Genomic DNA, 16085 nt, shown 5'->3' with positions numbered 1-16085 from the left:
GATAATAAAAGGATCCTAGACTTATTTTCTGTTCAAGCAGAACTAGGATCCTTTTTGTGAGCTGTCCATCACTTCTGATAAAAAGGATAAGATCAATCGCAGATTGTTTCAAACAGTTATAAAAAGAGAAGGCTAGAACTTCGGTCCCAACCTTCTGAATACTTATTCACTCTTAGTAATGTCTTCACGCATTTCATCAACATTAAACTTGGCAAAAAGATACTGGCGATCCTGCACTGGGAAACGTTGATCGAGCTGATCGACTGGCCCAACCTCAATCAGACCTTCTTCAATGATGAAGTCCATAACGTGTCCACCAAATGTATGGTCATCTGAAATGAAGTGTAGATGATAGCCTGCAACACTAACACCATGGAACATCTCCGGAGTCCAAATACCTACAATGGTACCTGAGACTTCTTCCTTTGTGTACTCTGGTTGACGCGTTGCAACATCTGCAAACTTGGTATCTGGAGCAGACTTCGGAATCATGCGGACATGCATTTTTTTAAAACGTCCTTTGATCTTGATGGAACGGAACAAATTAACACCATCATAATAAGATTCAATACGCTCTTGGAGTTCTTTATCAGACATCTCAAAACGTTGACGGAAAATCACTTCTGCTTGGTGAGGAACAACCGCAGCATAAGGGACTTTTTCATCATGAGAAACCTCTACGACTTCTGGTTTTCCATCTGAACCCTTTGCTTGATAGGCTTTCCCATCAAGAATAATCAATTCGCCATCAATTGAATCCAGCGTCCCAATTCCTAAATCTCCATGCTCTAACAATTCTCCAATTGTCAATGAGCCTCCGTACAATCCCGCCATCAGGGCACCTAGGGTGTTGTACTGAAATAATTTAATTGCTTCTGACATGAAACAGTTCTCCTAAATCATCATTCTTATAGACGAAAGAAGAGGAGCTTCGACGCTCTCCTCACTCTTTTGACATCAGATAGAAAGAGCCTTTCCGCACCCCTATCTCTTATTTATATTATAGAGGATTGAATCCATGTATTCAATCTTCTAAAGATATCTTAGTAAAATTCATCTGGTAAGATTGTTTCACCAAGAAGCACATTATCTTTATAGTCAATCGGTACATCAATCAAGACAGGACCATTTTGAGATTCTGCCAAGGCTAATTGAAGTGTCTCTGCAAAAGCTTCCTTACTATCTGCACGGAAACCTTTAGCGCCAAAGCTCTCTGCGTATTTAACAAAATCAACAGGTCCAAAGTCAACACCTGATGAACGACCGTATTTCATCTCTTCTTGGAATTCCACCATGTTGTACTTACCATCATTCCAGATAATGTGTACAAGCGGTAATTTCAAGCGAACTGCTGTTTCCAACTCTTGTGCAGAAAAGAGGAAGCCGCCGTCACCTGAGATTGAAATAATGGTTTCATTTGGACGAAGCAAGGCTGCTGCAATCCCCCAAGGAAGTGCAACACCTAACGTTTGCATACCATTTGAGAAGAGCAAATGACGTGCCTCATAAGATTTAAAGTAACGCGCCATCCAAATATAGTGACTGCCGACATCAACTGTAACAGTCATATCGTCTGTAACCTTATCTTGAAGCACTTCAATCAAATCAAGCGGGTGAACCAAACCTTCTCTACTGTTACGATCAAATTTAACATCTTCAACAACATTATTACGAAGTCCTTTCAAGTACTCCTTAGAAGCACTTGATAGTTGGTAACCGTTGATTGCAGGTAACAAGAGTTCAAGTGTCTCTTCAATGTTACCAATCAATTCACGCTCAGGTTGGAAATAAGTGTCAATCTCTGCTGGCTCAACATCAATAACGACAATACGTGCTGAAACTTCAGCATTCCAGTTACGAGCTTCGTATTCGATTGGGTCATAACCAATGGCAATAACAAGGTCAGCTCGTTTCAACAGCATATCACCTGGCTGGTTTCGGAAAAGACCAACGCGCCCAAAGAAGGTATCTTCTTCCAAATCACGAGACACAATACCAGCTCCTTGGAAAGTCTCAACAACCGGCAACTTAACAGCTTCTAGAAGACGACGAATAGCTGTTGTCACACCTTCTGTAGAAGCTCCGTTTCCAAGAAGTAAGACAGGTAGCTCTGCATTACGAATAGCTTGAGCAAGGTAGTTGATATCATCAACAGAAGCTGAACCAAGCTTAGGATCTGTCAAAGGTTTAATCGCTGTCACAGAAACACTGCTATCAACCACATCTTGAGGAATTGAGATAAAACTTGCTCCTGGCTTACCTGATTTTGAATAACGGTAAGCATTTGCGATTGTTTCAGAGATGGTATTTGCATCGTGGATTTCTGCAGAATATTTTGTAATTGGCTGCATCATCGCTACGTTATTCATAGACTGGTGAGCACGTTTAAGCAAATCAGCTCGCTTAACTTGTCCTCCAATTGCAAGAACAGGGTCTCCCTCATCAGTTGCAGTGACCAATCCAGTTGCTAAATTTGAAACACCAGGTCCGCTGGTTACCAACACAACTCCAGGTTCACCTGTAATACGACCAACACCTTGTGCCATAAAAGCTGCATTTTGTTCATGACGAGCAACAATCAGTTCTGGCCCTTTGTCCTCCAAGGTGTCAAAAACGCGGTCGATCTTCGCACCAGGAATTCCAAAAACATACTTGACATTGTGATTGATCAAACTGTCGACGACTAGGTCGGCACCATAGTTTTCTGTTTTATCTGTCATTTTATTGCCATAAAAGTTTGTTATTGTAACTAAATAACAAACTTTTTCCCTTTCTATGCATTTGCTTTTCACAAATTCTAGGTCAATTATATCATATCTTTTCACTAAGTTTGTGAAAATTTATTTGTGAATTTTTTCATTTTGAAACATCTCATAAATACTGATTTAAATTCTCATCATCTTGGAGTATTTACCAGATAAAAGCAGCTATTAACTTAAAAGGCGAAGCAAAATGCTCCACCTCTTTTATGAACTGTCTTGTCAGTTTTCAACCTATCTGGACCTTAGTCACTCCTTTTCTTGACTTTTGATTCGCCAGTAATCGTAGAAACTGAGAATACTAAATCCTACAATCACCAAGAGGATATTTCTCACCTTGTCTCCTGAGGCGTCAAAAAAAGTTAATAGGAGAAAAATGATAATCACTGAAATCAGATTACTAGCCAATTTATCTTTAAAGGTTGATTTCATTGATAAACTCCATCATATTGATATCATCTGGTACCAAGGTTAGGTAAACCTCAGCCATTTGTTTGGCTTTTTCAAACTCAGCAAACTCTCTAAGGAGATAAACATATTCTTGTAGAAATTCTGGATTATCCTTAAGCTCTTTTTCAAGTGCCTGATAAGAAGTAAATGCCTTTTCCTCATCATCCACTTCTCGATAAGCCTTAGCGATATTCCACTTGGTAATCAGGGTTTCAATATCCTCACGGTCCAACTTGATGACATCCTGATAACGCTCCTCTTCCAAATAAAGGGTTGACAAACGCATTAGAATATCTTCATCATCAACTGCAACTTTCTGCGCAGATAGCAGGTAGGACTCCGCGGATTGACGATCGTGCAATTCATACGAAAATTGTGAAGCGGCTAATAACAGCTGGACATCAAATTCATTCTTAGTTAAACCTTGCTGCACCAAACGTAAGGCCTCTTCAATTTTATGTTCCTCATGCAAGGACAAGGCATAATGATACTCATAGCCTGGAAAGTCAGGATTCATCGTATCAAGTTGTTTGAAGTACAAGTTAGCTTTTTGGTACTCTTCTTGATCATATAAGAGCCCCGCTAATTCAAATACTGTTGCGTCATCATACTCAATCTCAACTGCCTTCTCAAGAAACTCTATAGCTGCTTCAAACTTTCCTAGACTGGCATAAGCACGTCCAATCCTCTGATAAGTGGAGATACCCGTCAAACTCAACATCTCACGATTATCCAATACAGCATAATGGTCTATAGCTGCCTTATAATCCTCTACTTCCATATCCATCTCAGCTAAGCCAAAGATTACCAAGGGATCATCTGATAGTTGGCTTGCAAGTAGCATCTTCTCACGCGCAACATCAGCCAAGCCTTCCATTTGATAGAGATCAGCCATAACCAAAAGAGCTGACAAGTAGTCTTCTGAGTCTTGTGAAACGCTATCTAAATATAAAAAGGCTCCTTCAATATCACCATCCTCTGCTGCAATTTGAGCAAGATTGATATAACTTTCTGGATAATCCTCTTTGATTTGCTCATAGATGCGTTTTGCTTGGGGCAAAAAACCAATAGATTCCAGGTATTCAGCTAATTCAAGCAAAACCTCGCTATCGTCTTCACGCAAGGCTTTTTCAAAATACTTATCTGCATGCGCTAAATCTTGCTGAGCAATTGATGCTACCATTTTTTCACTATTCAACACGATTACTGTCCTCACTTTCATCTTCTTCATATAAGCCACTCACTGATTGGTACCAAGTAAAGATCTCTTTCACCAATACCTTAATCGTAGCGTAGGCAGGGATTCCCAAAAAGACTCCCCAAACACCAAACATCGTTCCTGCCACAAGCAGGATAAACATAATAGTTATAGGATGGATACTGAGTTTGCTCCCTAAAACCAAAGGCGTTACAAAACGTCCCTCTATCGTCTGCTCAATCACAAAAATAACCAAAACTTTGACTAACATCAAAGGTCCTTCTACTAAAGCCATAATAACGACCGGTATCATGGCTAAAAAACTTCCCAAATACGGAATCATGTTCAAAAAACCTGCGGTAATTCCCAGAGCAATACCGTAACGTAATTTGACAATCGAAAACATGACAGAGAACATAATCCCCACAACAATAGCCACCAACACTTGACCTTGGACATAGCCTTCCAACTGTTGATTGATGTCCCCTAAGACACGTGCTGTTGGGACCCTCATTTTCGTTGGGATTACCTTCAATACCCCCCCCTTCATCTTGCCACTGTCTCTTAAAAAATAAAACAGGATGAAAGGTGAAATAATAATAGCAACAGCAATTCGAGTAATAGTCCCTGCGAATTCTCCTGCCCAATTGATCATATTTTTTGAAAAACCTTGAGCGTAGTCAACTGCTTTTGACGAAATTGTAGTTAGGAGAGATTCCAATTGCGTCTGATAAGCATCAAGCCAAGGACTGGTCAACAACTGTTTAGATTGCTTATCTAAACTTGTCACGTAACCAGGCAAGTTCTCCAAAAACGACACGACCTGATGTTGAATCATCGGTAAAAAACCCGATAACCCCCAAACAATCAGCAATACAATAAAGGTAAAAACAGTCGCTATAGAACCCACTCTTCCCATATGGAACTTTCTCTCGACAAAAGAAACTAAGGGGTTTATGAGATAATATAATATCGTAGAAATGACCAAAGGCAACATTAATACTGCTGCAAACTGAATGATCGGTGTAAAAATCGATGATATTTTTGAAAATAAAAAAATCACCAAAAATACCAATAAGGTAATCAGTAAAATCACAACTGCCTGATTATTTAAAAACCAGCGATAAAACCATGATTCCGTCCATTTTTTGTCTTCTGATTGCTTCATACCGTCTCCTTTTGATAGGGTAATTTCCTACTATTATAGCATGTTTTAATCTCAAAAGTCAGTTTGAACTAACAGCCTATCAATCACTTGAGCGATAGCTAATACCTCAAAAGAAAAACATCTCTAAAAAGCAAACAAAAAAGCTGAGATAAGTCTGAGCTTTTTGGGTTTATCTATTAATGATGAAGACCTCGTTGTTGATAGAAGCGCTGTTAGCCTTAGTCAATCTAAAATTTCCAACCTTAAACATTCTTTCGGACAGTTTAAACATCGATAAATCAGCTTTTGCAGTCCTACGTTTAGGTATTCAAGGTATTTTGCAACTTCAGCCTCATTGATAATTCTGGGTCAAAGAATTAAGGCTCGTAAAATTGAACAGTTTTGTCAACCAATTGTTGCTTGTCATCATAAGTAAATTTGGCTGAAAAAAAGGGAACATCCTCTAAAATCCATTTGAAGATTTCATAGTCACCTTCCCAAGTTGGTTTTTGAAGAACTTGCTCATAAGGCACCCACTCTAAGGTCCCTTCACGAGACTCCTCATCGGAAATCAACTCACCTTCAAAAGCAGTCACCTTAAAAACGTAAGTGTACCAATCATGACCTGGTGTAAATTCCGGAAATGTAATCATCCCTTTAAAATCCATCTCTTTAACTGTCAAACGAGTCTCTTCAAAAATTTCACGTCGGGCACACTCATCTGGTGTCTCTCCCGGCTCCAATTTTCCTCCAACTGAGATCCACTTTCCTTCATGGACATCATTTGGTTTCTTATTTCGTAACATCAAGAGCAACTCCTTGCCATTATCAATGTAACAAATAGTAGCCAGTTTGGTCATAGGTCTCCTACTTTCTCTTTATTGCTCTTATTATAACAAAAATTATGCTATAATTTTATAAAACTTATCAAAAAACAAGAGAGCTTTTCATGAAACAACCACTTTATTTTGGAACTTATACTCGCCGTATCTCCCAAGGGATTTATAAGGCCATCTTCTCATCAGACAGTGGCGCTATTGAGAATACAAAACTCTTCATCAAAGAAGGGTCACCAACCTATCTGACTTGGTCTGAGAACTTTATCTTCTCCATCTCCAACCGTGAGAATATGGGTGGGATTAGTTCTTACAATTTGAACGGGGAACTCCTTTGCCAGCAGCTCGAAACAGGCCCTGCTCCCTGTCATATCACCTATGATAGTCAACGACAGCTTATCTATACAGCCAATTACCACACGAGCCAAATTAAAGTTTATCATGTCAATCAAGAAGGTCATCTTAGCCTAGCTTGGACAGAGAATCTGTCTGGTAACGGACCACACCCTAATCAAGATAAATCTCACCCTCACTGCGTCCTTTTATCCCCAGATCGCTATCTTTTTGTCTGTGATCTGGGTAGTGATAGGATATTATCCTACTTTATTGACAGTAAAGGTCAATTATCACTCAATACACACTATCAGGCTAGACCTGGCTCTGGGCCTCGTCATCTCCTCTTTCACCCAAGTCACAAACTAGCCTATCTCGTCTGCGAACTGGATTCAAGTGTTGATGTCCTCATCTATAATGGTGTTGGTTATCTAGAATACGATAAAACTATCTCAACTATACCTGATAGCTTCACAGAGCATAACGCAGCCTCAGCCTTAAAGATAAGCCAAAATCAACAATTTCTCTATGTTTCCAATCGAGGGCATAATTCTATCACTTGCTTCAAAATTGAACTTGAGGGGAGTATCGAATTGGTCGGTATCTATCCAAGCCACGGATACACTCCTAGAGACTTTTGCATCAGCCCTGACGACAAATATCTCGTTGTCAGTCACCAAGACTCGGACAATATTAGCATCTTCAAGAGAGATACAAACACTGGTCACCTCACCCTAGTATCGCAGGATCACATTGTTCCCGAATCTGTCTTCGTCGACTTCGAGCAAAATACTTTGGATTTTTCTTAACCTATGTTTTAATAAGGTATCACATCAAGAGAGGTAAATCATGAATCCACAAGAACTATTTAACCAAGTTAAAGAATTGATTGAGAAAAAAGATTTCTCAGCAGCACAAGATTTCATCAACGAAAACAAAGACCAATTAGGTGAGTATTTTGACCAAGCAAAAGCACTCATTGACGGAGCTGGTGGTCTGGATGGCGCACTTAACAAAATCAAAGGACTTTTTGGTAAATAAATAGCTACAAGGGCAGGAATGATAAAATTCCAGCCTTTTAAACTACTCTCCCTAAAGCAAACTCAGTTTGTTACGTTCTATCTAGTCAATCGGTAAACCTTAATATAGCCACACCTCTCCCCTTTTACAAGCAAATAAACCCTTGATATATCAAGGGTTTATTTGCTTTATTTAATAACTTCCTGAGTTTTAGCGTAATTAGCTTCGACAGCTTCTTTTTCTGCTTTCCACCAGTCTTGGTTTTCAGTGTACCAGTTGATGGTTTCTTCTAAACCTTCAGCAAAGTTGGTAAACTTTGGTTCCCAACCAAGTTCTTCACGTAATTTTGTAGAATCAATAGCGTAACGAAGGTCATGACCTGCACGGTCAGTCACGTGGTCATAGGCATCTTTGGGTTGACCCATTTTCTCAAGGATAAGCTCAAGAACTTCCTTGTTATTTTTCTCACCGTCAGCACCGATAAGGTAAGTTTCACCGATGAGACCTTTCGTCAAGATAGCCCAAACGCCTGTTGAGTGGTCGTTAGTGTGAATCCAATCACGGACATTTTTACCTTCACCGTAAAGTTTTGGTTTGATACCAGCCAAAATGTTTGTGATTTGGCGTGGAATAAATTTCTCAATGTGTTGGTAAGGTCCGTAGTTGTTTGAACAGTTTGAAATCGTTGCTTTTACGCCAAATGAACGTACCCAAGCCTTAACGATAAGGTCAGAAGCCGCCTTAGTTGATGAGTAAGGTGATGATGGGTTGTATTTTGTTTCAGCCGTGAATTTTTCACCTGGCCCCTCACCGTGTCCTGGAAGATCTTCACGAAGGGGAAGATCACCGTAAACTTCGTCAGTTGACACATGGTGGAAACGGATATCGTATTTACGAGCTGCTTCCAAGAGAGTGTAAGTCCCGATAAAGTTTGTGTGAACAAACGGGCTTGGATCGTTAAGTGAGTTGTCATTGTGGCTCTCTGCCGCATAGTGAACAATAGCGTCCGCTTTAGCAGCCAATTTGTCAACCAATTCAGCGTCAGCGATATCTCCAACAACCAACTCAACACGGTCGCCAAGAATAGCTTCAATGTTAGCTTTATTTCCAGCGTAAGTCAGTTTGTCAAGAACAGTCACGTGAACATCTGGATGGTTGTTGTAAACGTAATGTACAAAGTTTGAACCGATGAAACCAGCGCCACCAGTTACGATAATGTTTTTAAATTCTGTCATGTTTTCTCCGAAAAGTTTTTCTTACAAATCTTCTTTATTCAAAGGTTTGACATCTTTGAGAAGAGGATGGTTTTTATCTGCTTCAGAAACTTCTGCTTCTTCTAAGTTCTCCCATTTGATACCAAGTGTTGGATCAGCATAGTTAACAAAGGCATACTTAGGTTTGAGCTCAAGTGCCCAGTAATCGTTTACCAAGTAGCTGTATGAAACCTTATCAGATAAAACTTGGAAACCATTGGCAACCCCACGAGGGACAAAGATACCTTTTGACGCATCAATAACCGTTTGATAAACGTTACCAAAAGTGGCACCTTCACGAAGGTCAACCCAAGAACCAAGCACCTTACCTTCATCTGCTACTGAAATGTATTTGTCCCAAGGTTCAGCATGAAGTCCACGAAGGACATTCTTACGTGAGAAAGACACATTGTTTTGCAATTTTCCTTCCGCAAAGAAACTTTCTGGGAAACCAAGTGGCACCATTTTTTCTTTTTGGAAGTTCTCTTTAAACCAACCACGGTTGTCTCCATGAACTGGGATATCAAATTCAATCATGCCTGGGATGGCATCAATCGGACGAGCTGCCAATTCTTTACCAAAAAAGTTTTCAGTCATTAAGCTTCTCCAATCAAACGGAGCAAATATTGTCCGTATTCATTTTTCTTAAGAGGTTGTGCCAATTCAAGCACTTGTTCGCGAGTGATGTAACCCATGCGGTAAGCAATTTCCTCAAGGTTAGCCACTTGTACGTTTTGCAAACGTTGCACGGTCTCAATATACTGAGCAGCCTCAAGAAGGCTTTCATGCGTCCCTGTATCAAGCCATGCAAAGCCACGTCCCATCAGCTCGACAGACAAGTCACCACGCTCAAGATAAGCTTTGTTGACATCAGTGATTTCAAGCTCACCACGAGGTGATGGCTTGATGTTTTTAGCAATCTCAACCACGTCGTTGTCGTAGAAATAAAGACCTGTTACAGCATAATTTGATTTTGGCTGTTCTGGTTTTTCTTCGATAGAGATAGCGTTCATGTCTTCGTCAAACTCAACAACACCAAAACGTTCTGGGTCTTTAACTTGATAACCGAAAACCGTTGCTCCTTTTTCTTTTCCTTCAGCACGTTGTAGCATTGCTGAAAGACCTGCTCCATGATAGATGTTATCTCCCAAAATAAGAGCAACACTATCATCACCGATAAATTCCTCACCAATGATAAAGGCTTGAGCCAATCCGTCTGGACTTGGCTGCTCCGCATATGACAATGAAATACCAAATTCAGAGCCATCACCTAGAAGGTCCTCAAAACGAGGAAGGTCCTGTGGTGTAGAGATGATCAAAATGTCTTTAATACCTGCCAACATCAAGGTTGATAGGGGATAATAAATCATTGGTTTATCATAAATTGGCATCAACTGTTTTGATGCTGCACGTGTTAATGGATACAAACGTGTACCTGATCCACCTGCTAGAATAATACCTTTCATAGTAGGGTCTCCTCTATAAATTTAATCATTAGTATTTTACCATTTTTTGAAAACCTTGTCACTAGGAAAAAGCCTGTCAGCAGTGGCATTCCCTCTATTTGACCTTTATTTGAATTATCTTATCTCAATCTCATTTTCTCTTTTATACAAATTATTTACTTGTGTTTTTATTAAAAAAAGACCAACTGCCAAAGAGGTTTTTCTCTCAAACAATTGATCTCACAAGTAACATTTAGTGATGGTGAATAAACTTATTTATTCCCTAAATTTTGAGCATTCAACCAATCAAATACACTTTGATAGCTCTGACCATTAACGGTAGCCTGAGCGTCACCACCTTGGGTGCTGTTTGTTGCAACCATGCCATACAGACCTTGCCAAGTTTTGGCATTCTCAGTGTTTTGAACACCTCGTACTTGGTCGTTGAAGAAATAAACCCATGACCAATGGCCGTCATAAGTTGTTCCAGGCATTTCTGTCCCAACCACTGATTCATAGTAGGATAACCATTTATTGGTAGCACCGCTTTGTAAGAGGGCTTTATAAAAAGGCAGCACACTGCTATCTACTAACACAGTAGAATCCGCTCTACTATGAACCAACCACATCGGTTCATTCGTCAAAGCATTTTTAGTCGCTTCATCCAAGGTATAATTCTCTTCACCGTTAATCGGAGAGGACTGGTAACTATATGGTGCTGAAATTGGCACTAAAGCTGCAAAATAGTTAGGGTAAGTGATCCCCATGTTCAGAACCATACCGCCACCATTAGAAGCTCCTGTCAAGTAGATACGACTAGGATCTACTTCACTGTGCTGAGCAACATAGTTATCAATAACTGCCTTCAATCCCGCTGTATCTGACCATGCTGTTGGACTTTGAACAACAAGAACATTACTTCCTGTGATATTTCCTGAGCGATCTGTAAAATGATTTTGGATTTGGTCGCTTGTTAAGGCTTCTACTTTGTTTGAAGTCAAAGGAATTGTGATATCAGTTCCTACTTCTCCAATACCGTGAAGCCAAACAATCAAGGGGCGTTTTTGACTGGTCTTGTTTGATGAGAAAGCAGCATAATTCATACCTGATAGGTTCCCTTGCTCAGAAAAAATATCGGTCACAGGTAATTGTCGGTTAGACATCGCATCTTGGCTCGAACTGACCACCTGAGAACTTGTATCTCCATCCGCCACTACTGACAAGTCTGTCATATCAACCTGATAAGAATTAACCCATGTATTTCGCCAAGTTGACAAATCAAATATCAATGGAGAAGCATTCTGAGAAGAATCACTCGCATTGTAGTTAACATTTAATTCTAAGGTCACATACTGACTACTATCAAAATAAATAACATGTCCTGTATCATCAGAAACATAGGAATTGGTCACTTGACGTGCCACACCTGCTGTCGTTACCTGAGTTGCTTGATGGACAACGGCAGGCGTTACTTTGTGATCAAACTTCAAGATGACCTTGGAGACTGCTGGACCAAACTCGTAACTATCTACTACGATAGACGTCTTTTCGACATTAACAGGTGTCGTTACTTCTGCCAGAGCGGAGCCACTGACAAAAAGTAAGGTGACAAAGGATAGCATTAGGATAACAAACCGACGCATTTTTAAAAACCTCTCAATTCTAAAGTTTGTGTTACTTTATTCTAATAAAACAATTGTAACACTTATCTAATACAATTACAACGTTTATTTAACACGTCTATAACAGTCACTTCTAAAATTGTATTCGGTTGTTAAATAAGATTTGGTAACGTTGATTTCAGGTCACTCTTTTTTAATAATATAACGCTCAATCGGATAGTCTGAATAATCCAATATTGCTGGACCATTCGTAAGAAGACAGGCAATCTCATGGGCAATCAAGGGGCCTGTTGTTAAACCAGATGAGCCTAGACCACTTACCGCAAAAACTCCCTCCAGTCCTGGAACTTGACCATAAAATGGTGCAAAATCGCTAGTATAAGCTCTCGTACCAATGCGATAACGCTTATCTACAGCCATAGAGAGATTTGGATAGTAGGCTTTAGCTTCATTTTCTAATGCTTCTAAGATAGAATCATCAACGCTGAGGTCATAGCCCATGTCATTTTCATGACTTGCACCGACTGAGACCTTGCCCCCTCCAAATGGAATCACGTCTAGCTCACCTTCTGGCATTAAAACAGGGTACGAATCTGTCTCTAAATTCTCAAAATAATAATCCAGCAACTGCCCTTTTTGAGGTCTCACATCCACCTCATAGCCAAGCGGATCCAAAATCTCAGGTAACCAAGCACCTGTCGCAAGGATTACTGCGTCATACCTATCCCCATCAACCAGATAGGTATTTTCCTTTATTTCAAGGCTTACTTTTTTAGTGATTGGTGAGCAACCTGCTCCCGCAAGAAGAGTCTTCGTAAGTTCAGAACCATCAACACGCGCTGCACCACTTGCATAAATTGCCTTGTTAAATCCTTTTAAATCTGGAAAATACTTTTGAGCTTCTGTCAAATTGACATAAGCAACCTCTCCGATTAGTGGAGATTCTTGACGTCTATCTTTCACCAGTTGAAATAAGTCTTCCAATCGACTTTCGCGTTTTTTTAATAAATAGATGCCTGACTGTTTGTAAAAAGAACTGGAAAAGCCATCCTCTGCCAAGTCCTTGACTAACTTAGGGTAAAAGTCTGCTCCAAGTCGAGCCATACGATACCAAGCCTTGTGGCGTCTTTTTGAAAACCAGGGACTTATAATACCAGCAGCAGCCTTGGTTGCTTGTCCCTTTCCTTCATCAAAAACAGTTACAGAAACAGTCTTATCTTTTGAGAGGTAATAAGCGGCTGTTGCCCCTACAATACCTGCTCCAATAATAGCTACTTTTTTCATCTTGATTCCTTTCTTAATATATCCGTTCATTTTATCTAGCGACGCCTTATCCTTACAAGGCACAAAAACCGCTCGCTGCTAACAATGACACTTATAGACTACAAACATCCATACCTTCTCTCTACAAAAAAGAGTGATACAAATGACAAAGAGGAGAGCAAGGGAAGTCATGCAAAGACCTTGTCTTAGCGATTTTACCCAGCTCTCCTCTAACTTCGATTTAACCCAAAGCAACATCTAAAACCATCATCATGACAAATCCAACCATTAAACCTAGGGTCGCAAGGTCTGTGTTACCGTTGGTCTGCGATTCTGGAATTAATTCTTCGACAACAACAAAAATCATCGCTCCCGCAGCAAATGCCAAAGCATAAGGGATAATAGCTAAAACCCACATCACTAGAGCAGCTCCCAACACAGCTCCAATAGGCTCAACAATAGCTGACATCGCTCCCCAAAGAAAAGATGCCCAACGTGATTTTCCTTCGGCTCGTATAGGAATTGAAAGTGCTGCACCTTCTGGAATATTCTGCAGACCGATGCCTAGAGCTAAACCGATGGCTGCAACTAGGGCTGCATGACTCGTGTGACCTAAGCCCGACAAAGCTCCAAATGTGACTCCGACCGCCAAACCTTCAGGAAAATTATGAATCGTTATGGCTAAAAAAAGGAGCATGGGTTTAGATAATTGTTTAGGGTGCAGTCCTTCAGCTTCGGACTCCTTCTTCCCTAAATGTAAATGAGGCACTAGAGCGTCTATCAAACGCAAACTAAAGCCACCAATGAGAAAACCAATAGCGACAGGAAGCCAAGCTAAACTACCATAATCTGACTCAGCGTATTTAATAGCTGGAGCTAGCAGAGACCAAAATGATGCTGCAATCATCACTCCTGCTGCAAATCCCATCATGGTATCTAGGAGTTTACGATTGACTCTTTTGAAAAAAACAACCACAGCAGCCCCTACAATTGTACAAGCCCAAGTAAATAAACCTGCTAAAAAAGCGAGCCAGACAGGATTTTGTGCTAACATCCAAGACATGAATCGTTACCTTTCTGTATTAAAGATGCGAAAAAGGATTGGTTGAAGACTGACTGACAAAAAAGCTCACATCCCATTCGTCCTCGGTCTTCCAAATCTCAAAGAGATCATATAATTTTTTTGAAAACAACTCTTCAATGTAGTGTCCTGGATCAATAGCTAGCAAGCCATTGGTTAGCATATCTTGTCCTGTATGGTAATAAATATCACCAGTTATCAGCACCTGAGCCCCCTTTGCAATCGCATCTTGGTAAAAACCTTGTCCAGAGCCACCACAGATTGCAACACGATCAACGATAGGATTATCCTGATTGTAGCGTACCAAACGCACGGCATCTAACCCAAAGACATCCTTAACCGTGAGCGCTAAACGTTCAAAAGACTGTTTTTGGATACGACCAATACGTCCAATACCATGTCCTTCATGTGTTTGTGATAGGTAAGTCACCTCGTTGATTCCTAACAAATCACAGAACCAATCATTTAAACCTCCTTCAACAACGTCAATATTAGTATGGCTAACATAAACAGCAATTCCATGTTTAACTAAGTTTAGGAGAATATCGTTTTGAGGAGTAGAGACTAGATTTTTCAAAGGACGGAAAATCGGGGCATGCTTAACAATGATAAGATCAATTTGCTTGTCTATAGCTTCAGCAACGGTTGCTTCTCGAACATCCAAAGTAATCATGACACGACTGACGTCCTGATCCAAATGACCGAGTTGCAATCCTGAAATATCTCCCTCCATAGAGAGCTCTTGTGGACAAAAAGACTCGTAACGTTCAATGATTTGTCTAACTTTCATGACCTAAAACCTCCTTAATTTTTGCCATTTTTTGTAACAAGGCAGAGCGACTCTCCTCATTTGACAAAGGCACCTGTGCCAAAGCAATGTCAAGCTTGTTCCACTCTCTTTCCCATTTTAAGCGAAAAATAGCTGAAGTTTCCTCTAAAAGATAGGGACCAAATCGTTCTTGATCAGCAGTAAGAGTCATCTGTCCTGACTCAGCCACAAGAACTTCATAAATCTTGCCATTTTCTGTCATGATGGCTTCAGCGACTAGTTTAAAACCATTAGCAACCAACCAATGCCTTAAATCATCTTCACGATTGTTGGGTTGTAAAATCAAACGCTCAACAGAGGCTAATTTTTCTTTTCCTGCCTCTAAAATGTCAGCAATCAATCGTCCTCCCATGCCACAAATAGTGATAGCCGTCACCTGATCAGCTGGTTCAAAAGCTGCCAACCCATTTGCCAAACGAACGTCGATAAGATGATCAAATCCCGATTCTGACACATTTTTTAGAGCTGATTCAAATGGTCCCTTCACCACTTCACCAGCAATCGCTGCGCTGATATGTTGGTCTTTCAATAAAGCGATAGGGAGATAGGCATGATCTGAACCAACATCCAATAACTTAGCACCTTGAGGTACAAAAGAGGCGACTAAGCGCAAACGCTGTGATAATAATGTTTCCATAAATTATTCTTTCTAATCTTTTTTCACTTTCATCTGTAGTAATCACTTTTATATCAATACATGATTAGTTTTATTATAGCATATCCTAAAGGCGACTTAAAATCAGTCACCAAAAAAGCACGACAAACGCATGAGATACTCCATTTCATTTTCTGAACGACAGAACCTTTTTTGACCTAAAGTAGTCGGCTTAGATATTTGTCAAAGGATAA

At 40.1% G+C, this 16085-nt stretch carries 14 protein-coding genes and 1 pseudogene; 2 read left to right on the top strand and 13 right to left on the bottom strand.

Translation table 11 applies throughout. The features are described from left to right. Positions 1–162: 162 nt before the first annotated feature. The 5 genes from budA to JOC31_RS07135 all read right to left on the bottom strand — a co-directional run bounded on the left by budA (position 163) and on the right by JOC31_RS07135 (position 6414). Positions 163–882, bottom strand: a complete 720-nt coding sequence (budA, locus tag JOC31_RS07155) for an acetolactate decarboxylase (RefSeq protein WP_205017477.1) — start codon at positions 880–882, stop codon at positions 163–165. A 161-nt stretch (positions 883–1043) separates the two neighbouring features. Next, complete coding sequence (gene alsS / locus JOC31_RS07150) at positions 1044–2720, bottom strand: acetolactate synthase AlsS (protein WP_205017476.1); 1677 nt, start codon at positions 2718–2720, stop codon at positions 1044–1046. A gap of 454 nt (positions 2721–3174) precedes the next feature. Beyond that, positions 3175–4410, bottom strand: coding sequence for a hypothetical protein (locus tag JOC31_RS07145; RefSeq protein WP_205017494.1), 1236 nt, complete (start codon positions 4408–4410; stop codon positions 3175–3177). After that, entirely contained in the window at positions 4400–5575 is a 1176-nt protein-coding gene (locus tag JOC31_RS07140; RefSeq protein ID WP_205017475.1) for an AI-2E family transporter, read from the bottom strand. The genes JOC31_RS07145 and JOC31_RS07140 overlap by 11 nt, the downstream gene beginning before the upstream one ends. Before the next feature lie 356 nt (positions 5576–5931). Further along, positions 5932–6414 carry an NUDIX hydrolase gene (locus tag JOC31_RS07135; protein WP_205017474.1) on the bottom strand — a complete coding sequence of 161 codons (483 nt, stop codon included), beginning with the start codon at positions 6412–6414 and terminating at the stop codon, positions 5932–5934. A gap of 89 nt (positions 6415–6503) precedes the next feature. On the opposite strand from JOC31_RS07135, the gene JOC31_RS07130 reads away from it, so the two are divergent. After that, a complete protein-coding gene (locus tag JOC31_RS07130; protein ID WP_205017473.1) occupies positions 6504–7532 on the top strand; it encodes a lactonase family protein in 1029 nt (342 codons plus the stop codon). Positions 7533–7572: 40 nt separating this feature from the next. Continuing rightward, the gene (locus JOC31_RS07125) at positions 7573–7764 is read left to right on the top strand and encodes a hypothetical protein (RefSeq protein ID WP_205017472.1); all 192 of its coding nucleotides are present in this window, start codon (positions 7573–7575) and stop codon (positions 7762–7764) included. 167 nt (positions 7765–7931) lie between these two features. On the opposite strand, the gene rfbB is transcribed toward JOC31_RS07125, so the two are convergent. From rfbB to JOC31_RS07085, 8 genes and pseudogenes are all read right to left on the bottom strand, one after another. Next, the gene (gene rfbB, locus JOC31_RS07120) at positions 7932–8978 is read right to left on the bottom strand and encodes a dTDP-glucose 4,6-dehydratase (protein WP_205017471.1); all 1047 of its coding nucleotides are present in this window, start codon (positions 8976–8978) and stop codon (positions 7932–7934) included. 21 nt (positions 8979–8999) lie between these two features. After that, on the bottom strand, positions 9000–9593 hold the full coding sequence (locus JOC31_RS07115) for a dTDP-4-dehydrorhamnose 3,5-epimerase family protein (protein WP_205017470.1): 594 nt from the start codon (positions 9591–9593) through the stop codon (positions 9000–9002). Continuing rightward, entirely contained in the window at positions 9593–10462 is an 870-nt protein-coding gene (rfbA, locus tag JOC31_RS07110; protein ID WP_205017469.1) for a glucose-1-phosphate thymidylyltransferase RfbA, read from the bottom strand. The genes JOC31_RS07115 and rfbA overlap by 1 nt, the downstream gene beginning before the upstream one ends. A 251-nt stretch (positions 10463–10713) precedes the next feature. Beyond that, a pseudogene (locus JOC31_RS07105) lies at positions 10714–12018 on the bottom strand (prolyl oligopeptidase family serine peptidase); the annotation flags it as partial. Positions 12019–12246: 228 nt separating this feature from the next. Further along, the gene (locus tag JOC31_RS07100; RefSeq protein WP_205017467.1) at positions 12247–13347 is read right to left on the bottom strand and encodes an NAD(P)/FAD-dependent oxidoreductase; all 1101 of its coding nucleotides are present in this window, start codon (positions 13345–13347) and stop codon (positions 12247–12249) included. Between the two features lie 220 nt (positions 13348–13567). Continuing rightward, on the bottom strand, positions 13568–14389 hold the full coding sequence (locus JOC31_RS07095) for a ZIP family metal transporter (RefSeq protein WP_205017466.1): 822 nt from the start codon (positions 14387–14389) through the stop codon (positions 13568–13570). Between the two features lie 19 nt (positions 14390–14408). Further along, positions 14409–15197: a Nif3-like dinuclear metal center hexameric protein gene (locus tag JOC31_RS07090; RefSeq protein ID WP_205017465.1), complete on the bottom strand. Its 789-nt coding sequence runs from the start codon at positions 15195–15197 to the stop codon at positions 14409–14411. Then, complete coding sequence (locus tag JOC31_RS07085; protein WP_205017464.1) at positions 15187–15873, bottom strand: tRNA (adenine(22)-N(1))-methyltransferase; 687 nt, start codon at positions 15871–15873, stop codon at positions 15187–15189. The genes JOC31_RS07090 and JOC31_RS07085 overlap by 11 nt, the downstream gene beginning before the upstream one ends. Positions 15874–16085: the final 212 nt, after the last annotated feature.

The sequence above is a fragment of the Streptococcus saliviloxodontae genome, from assembly GCF_016908655.1.
In the GTDB taxonomy this organism is placed as follows: Bacteria; Bacillota; Bacilli; order Lactobacillales; family Streptococcaceae; genus Streptococcus; species Streptococcus saliviloxodontae.
Note: the sequence above shows the minus strand (reverse complement) of the source record. Positions and strands in the feature narration are given on the sequence as shown.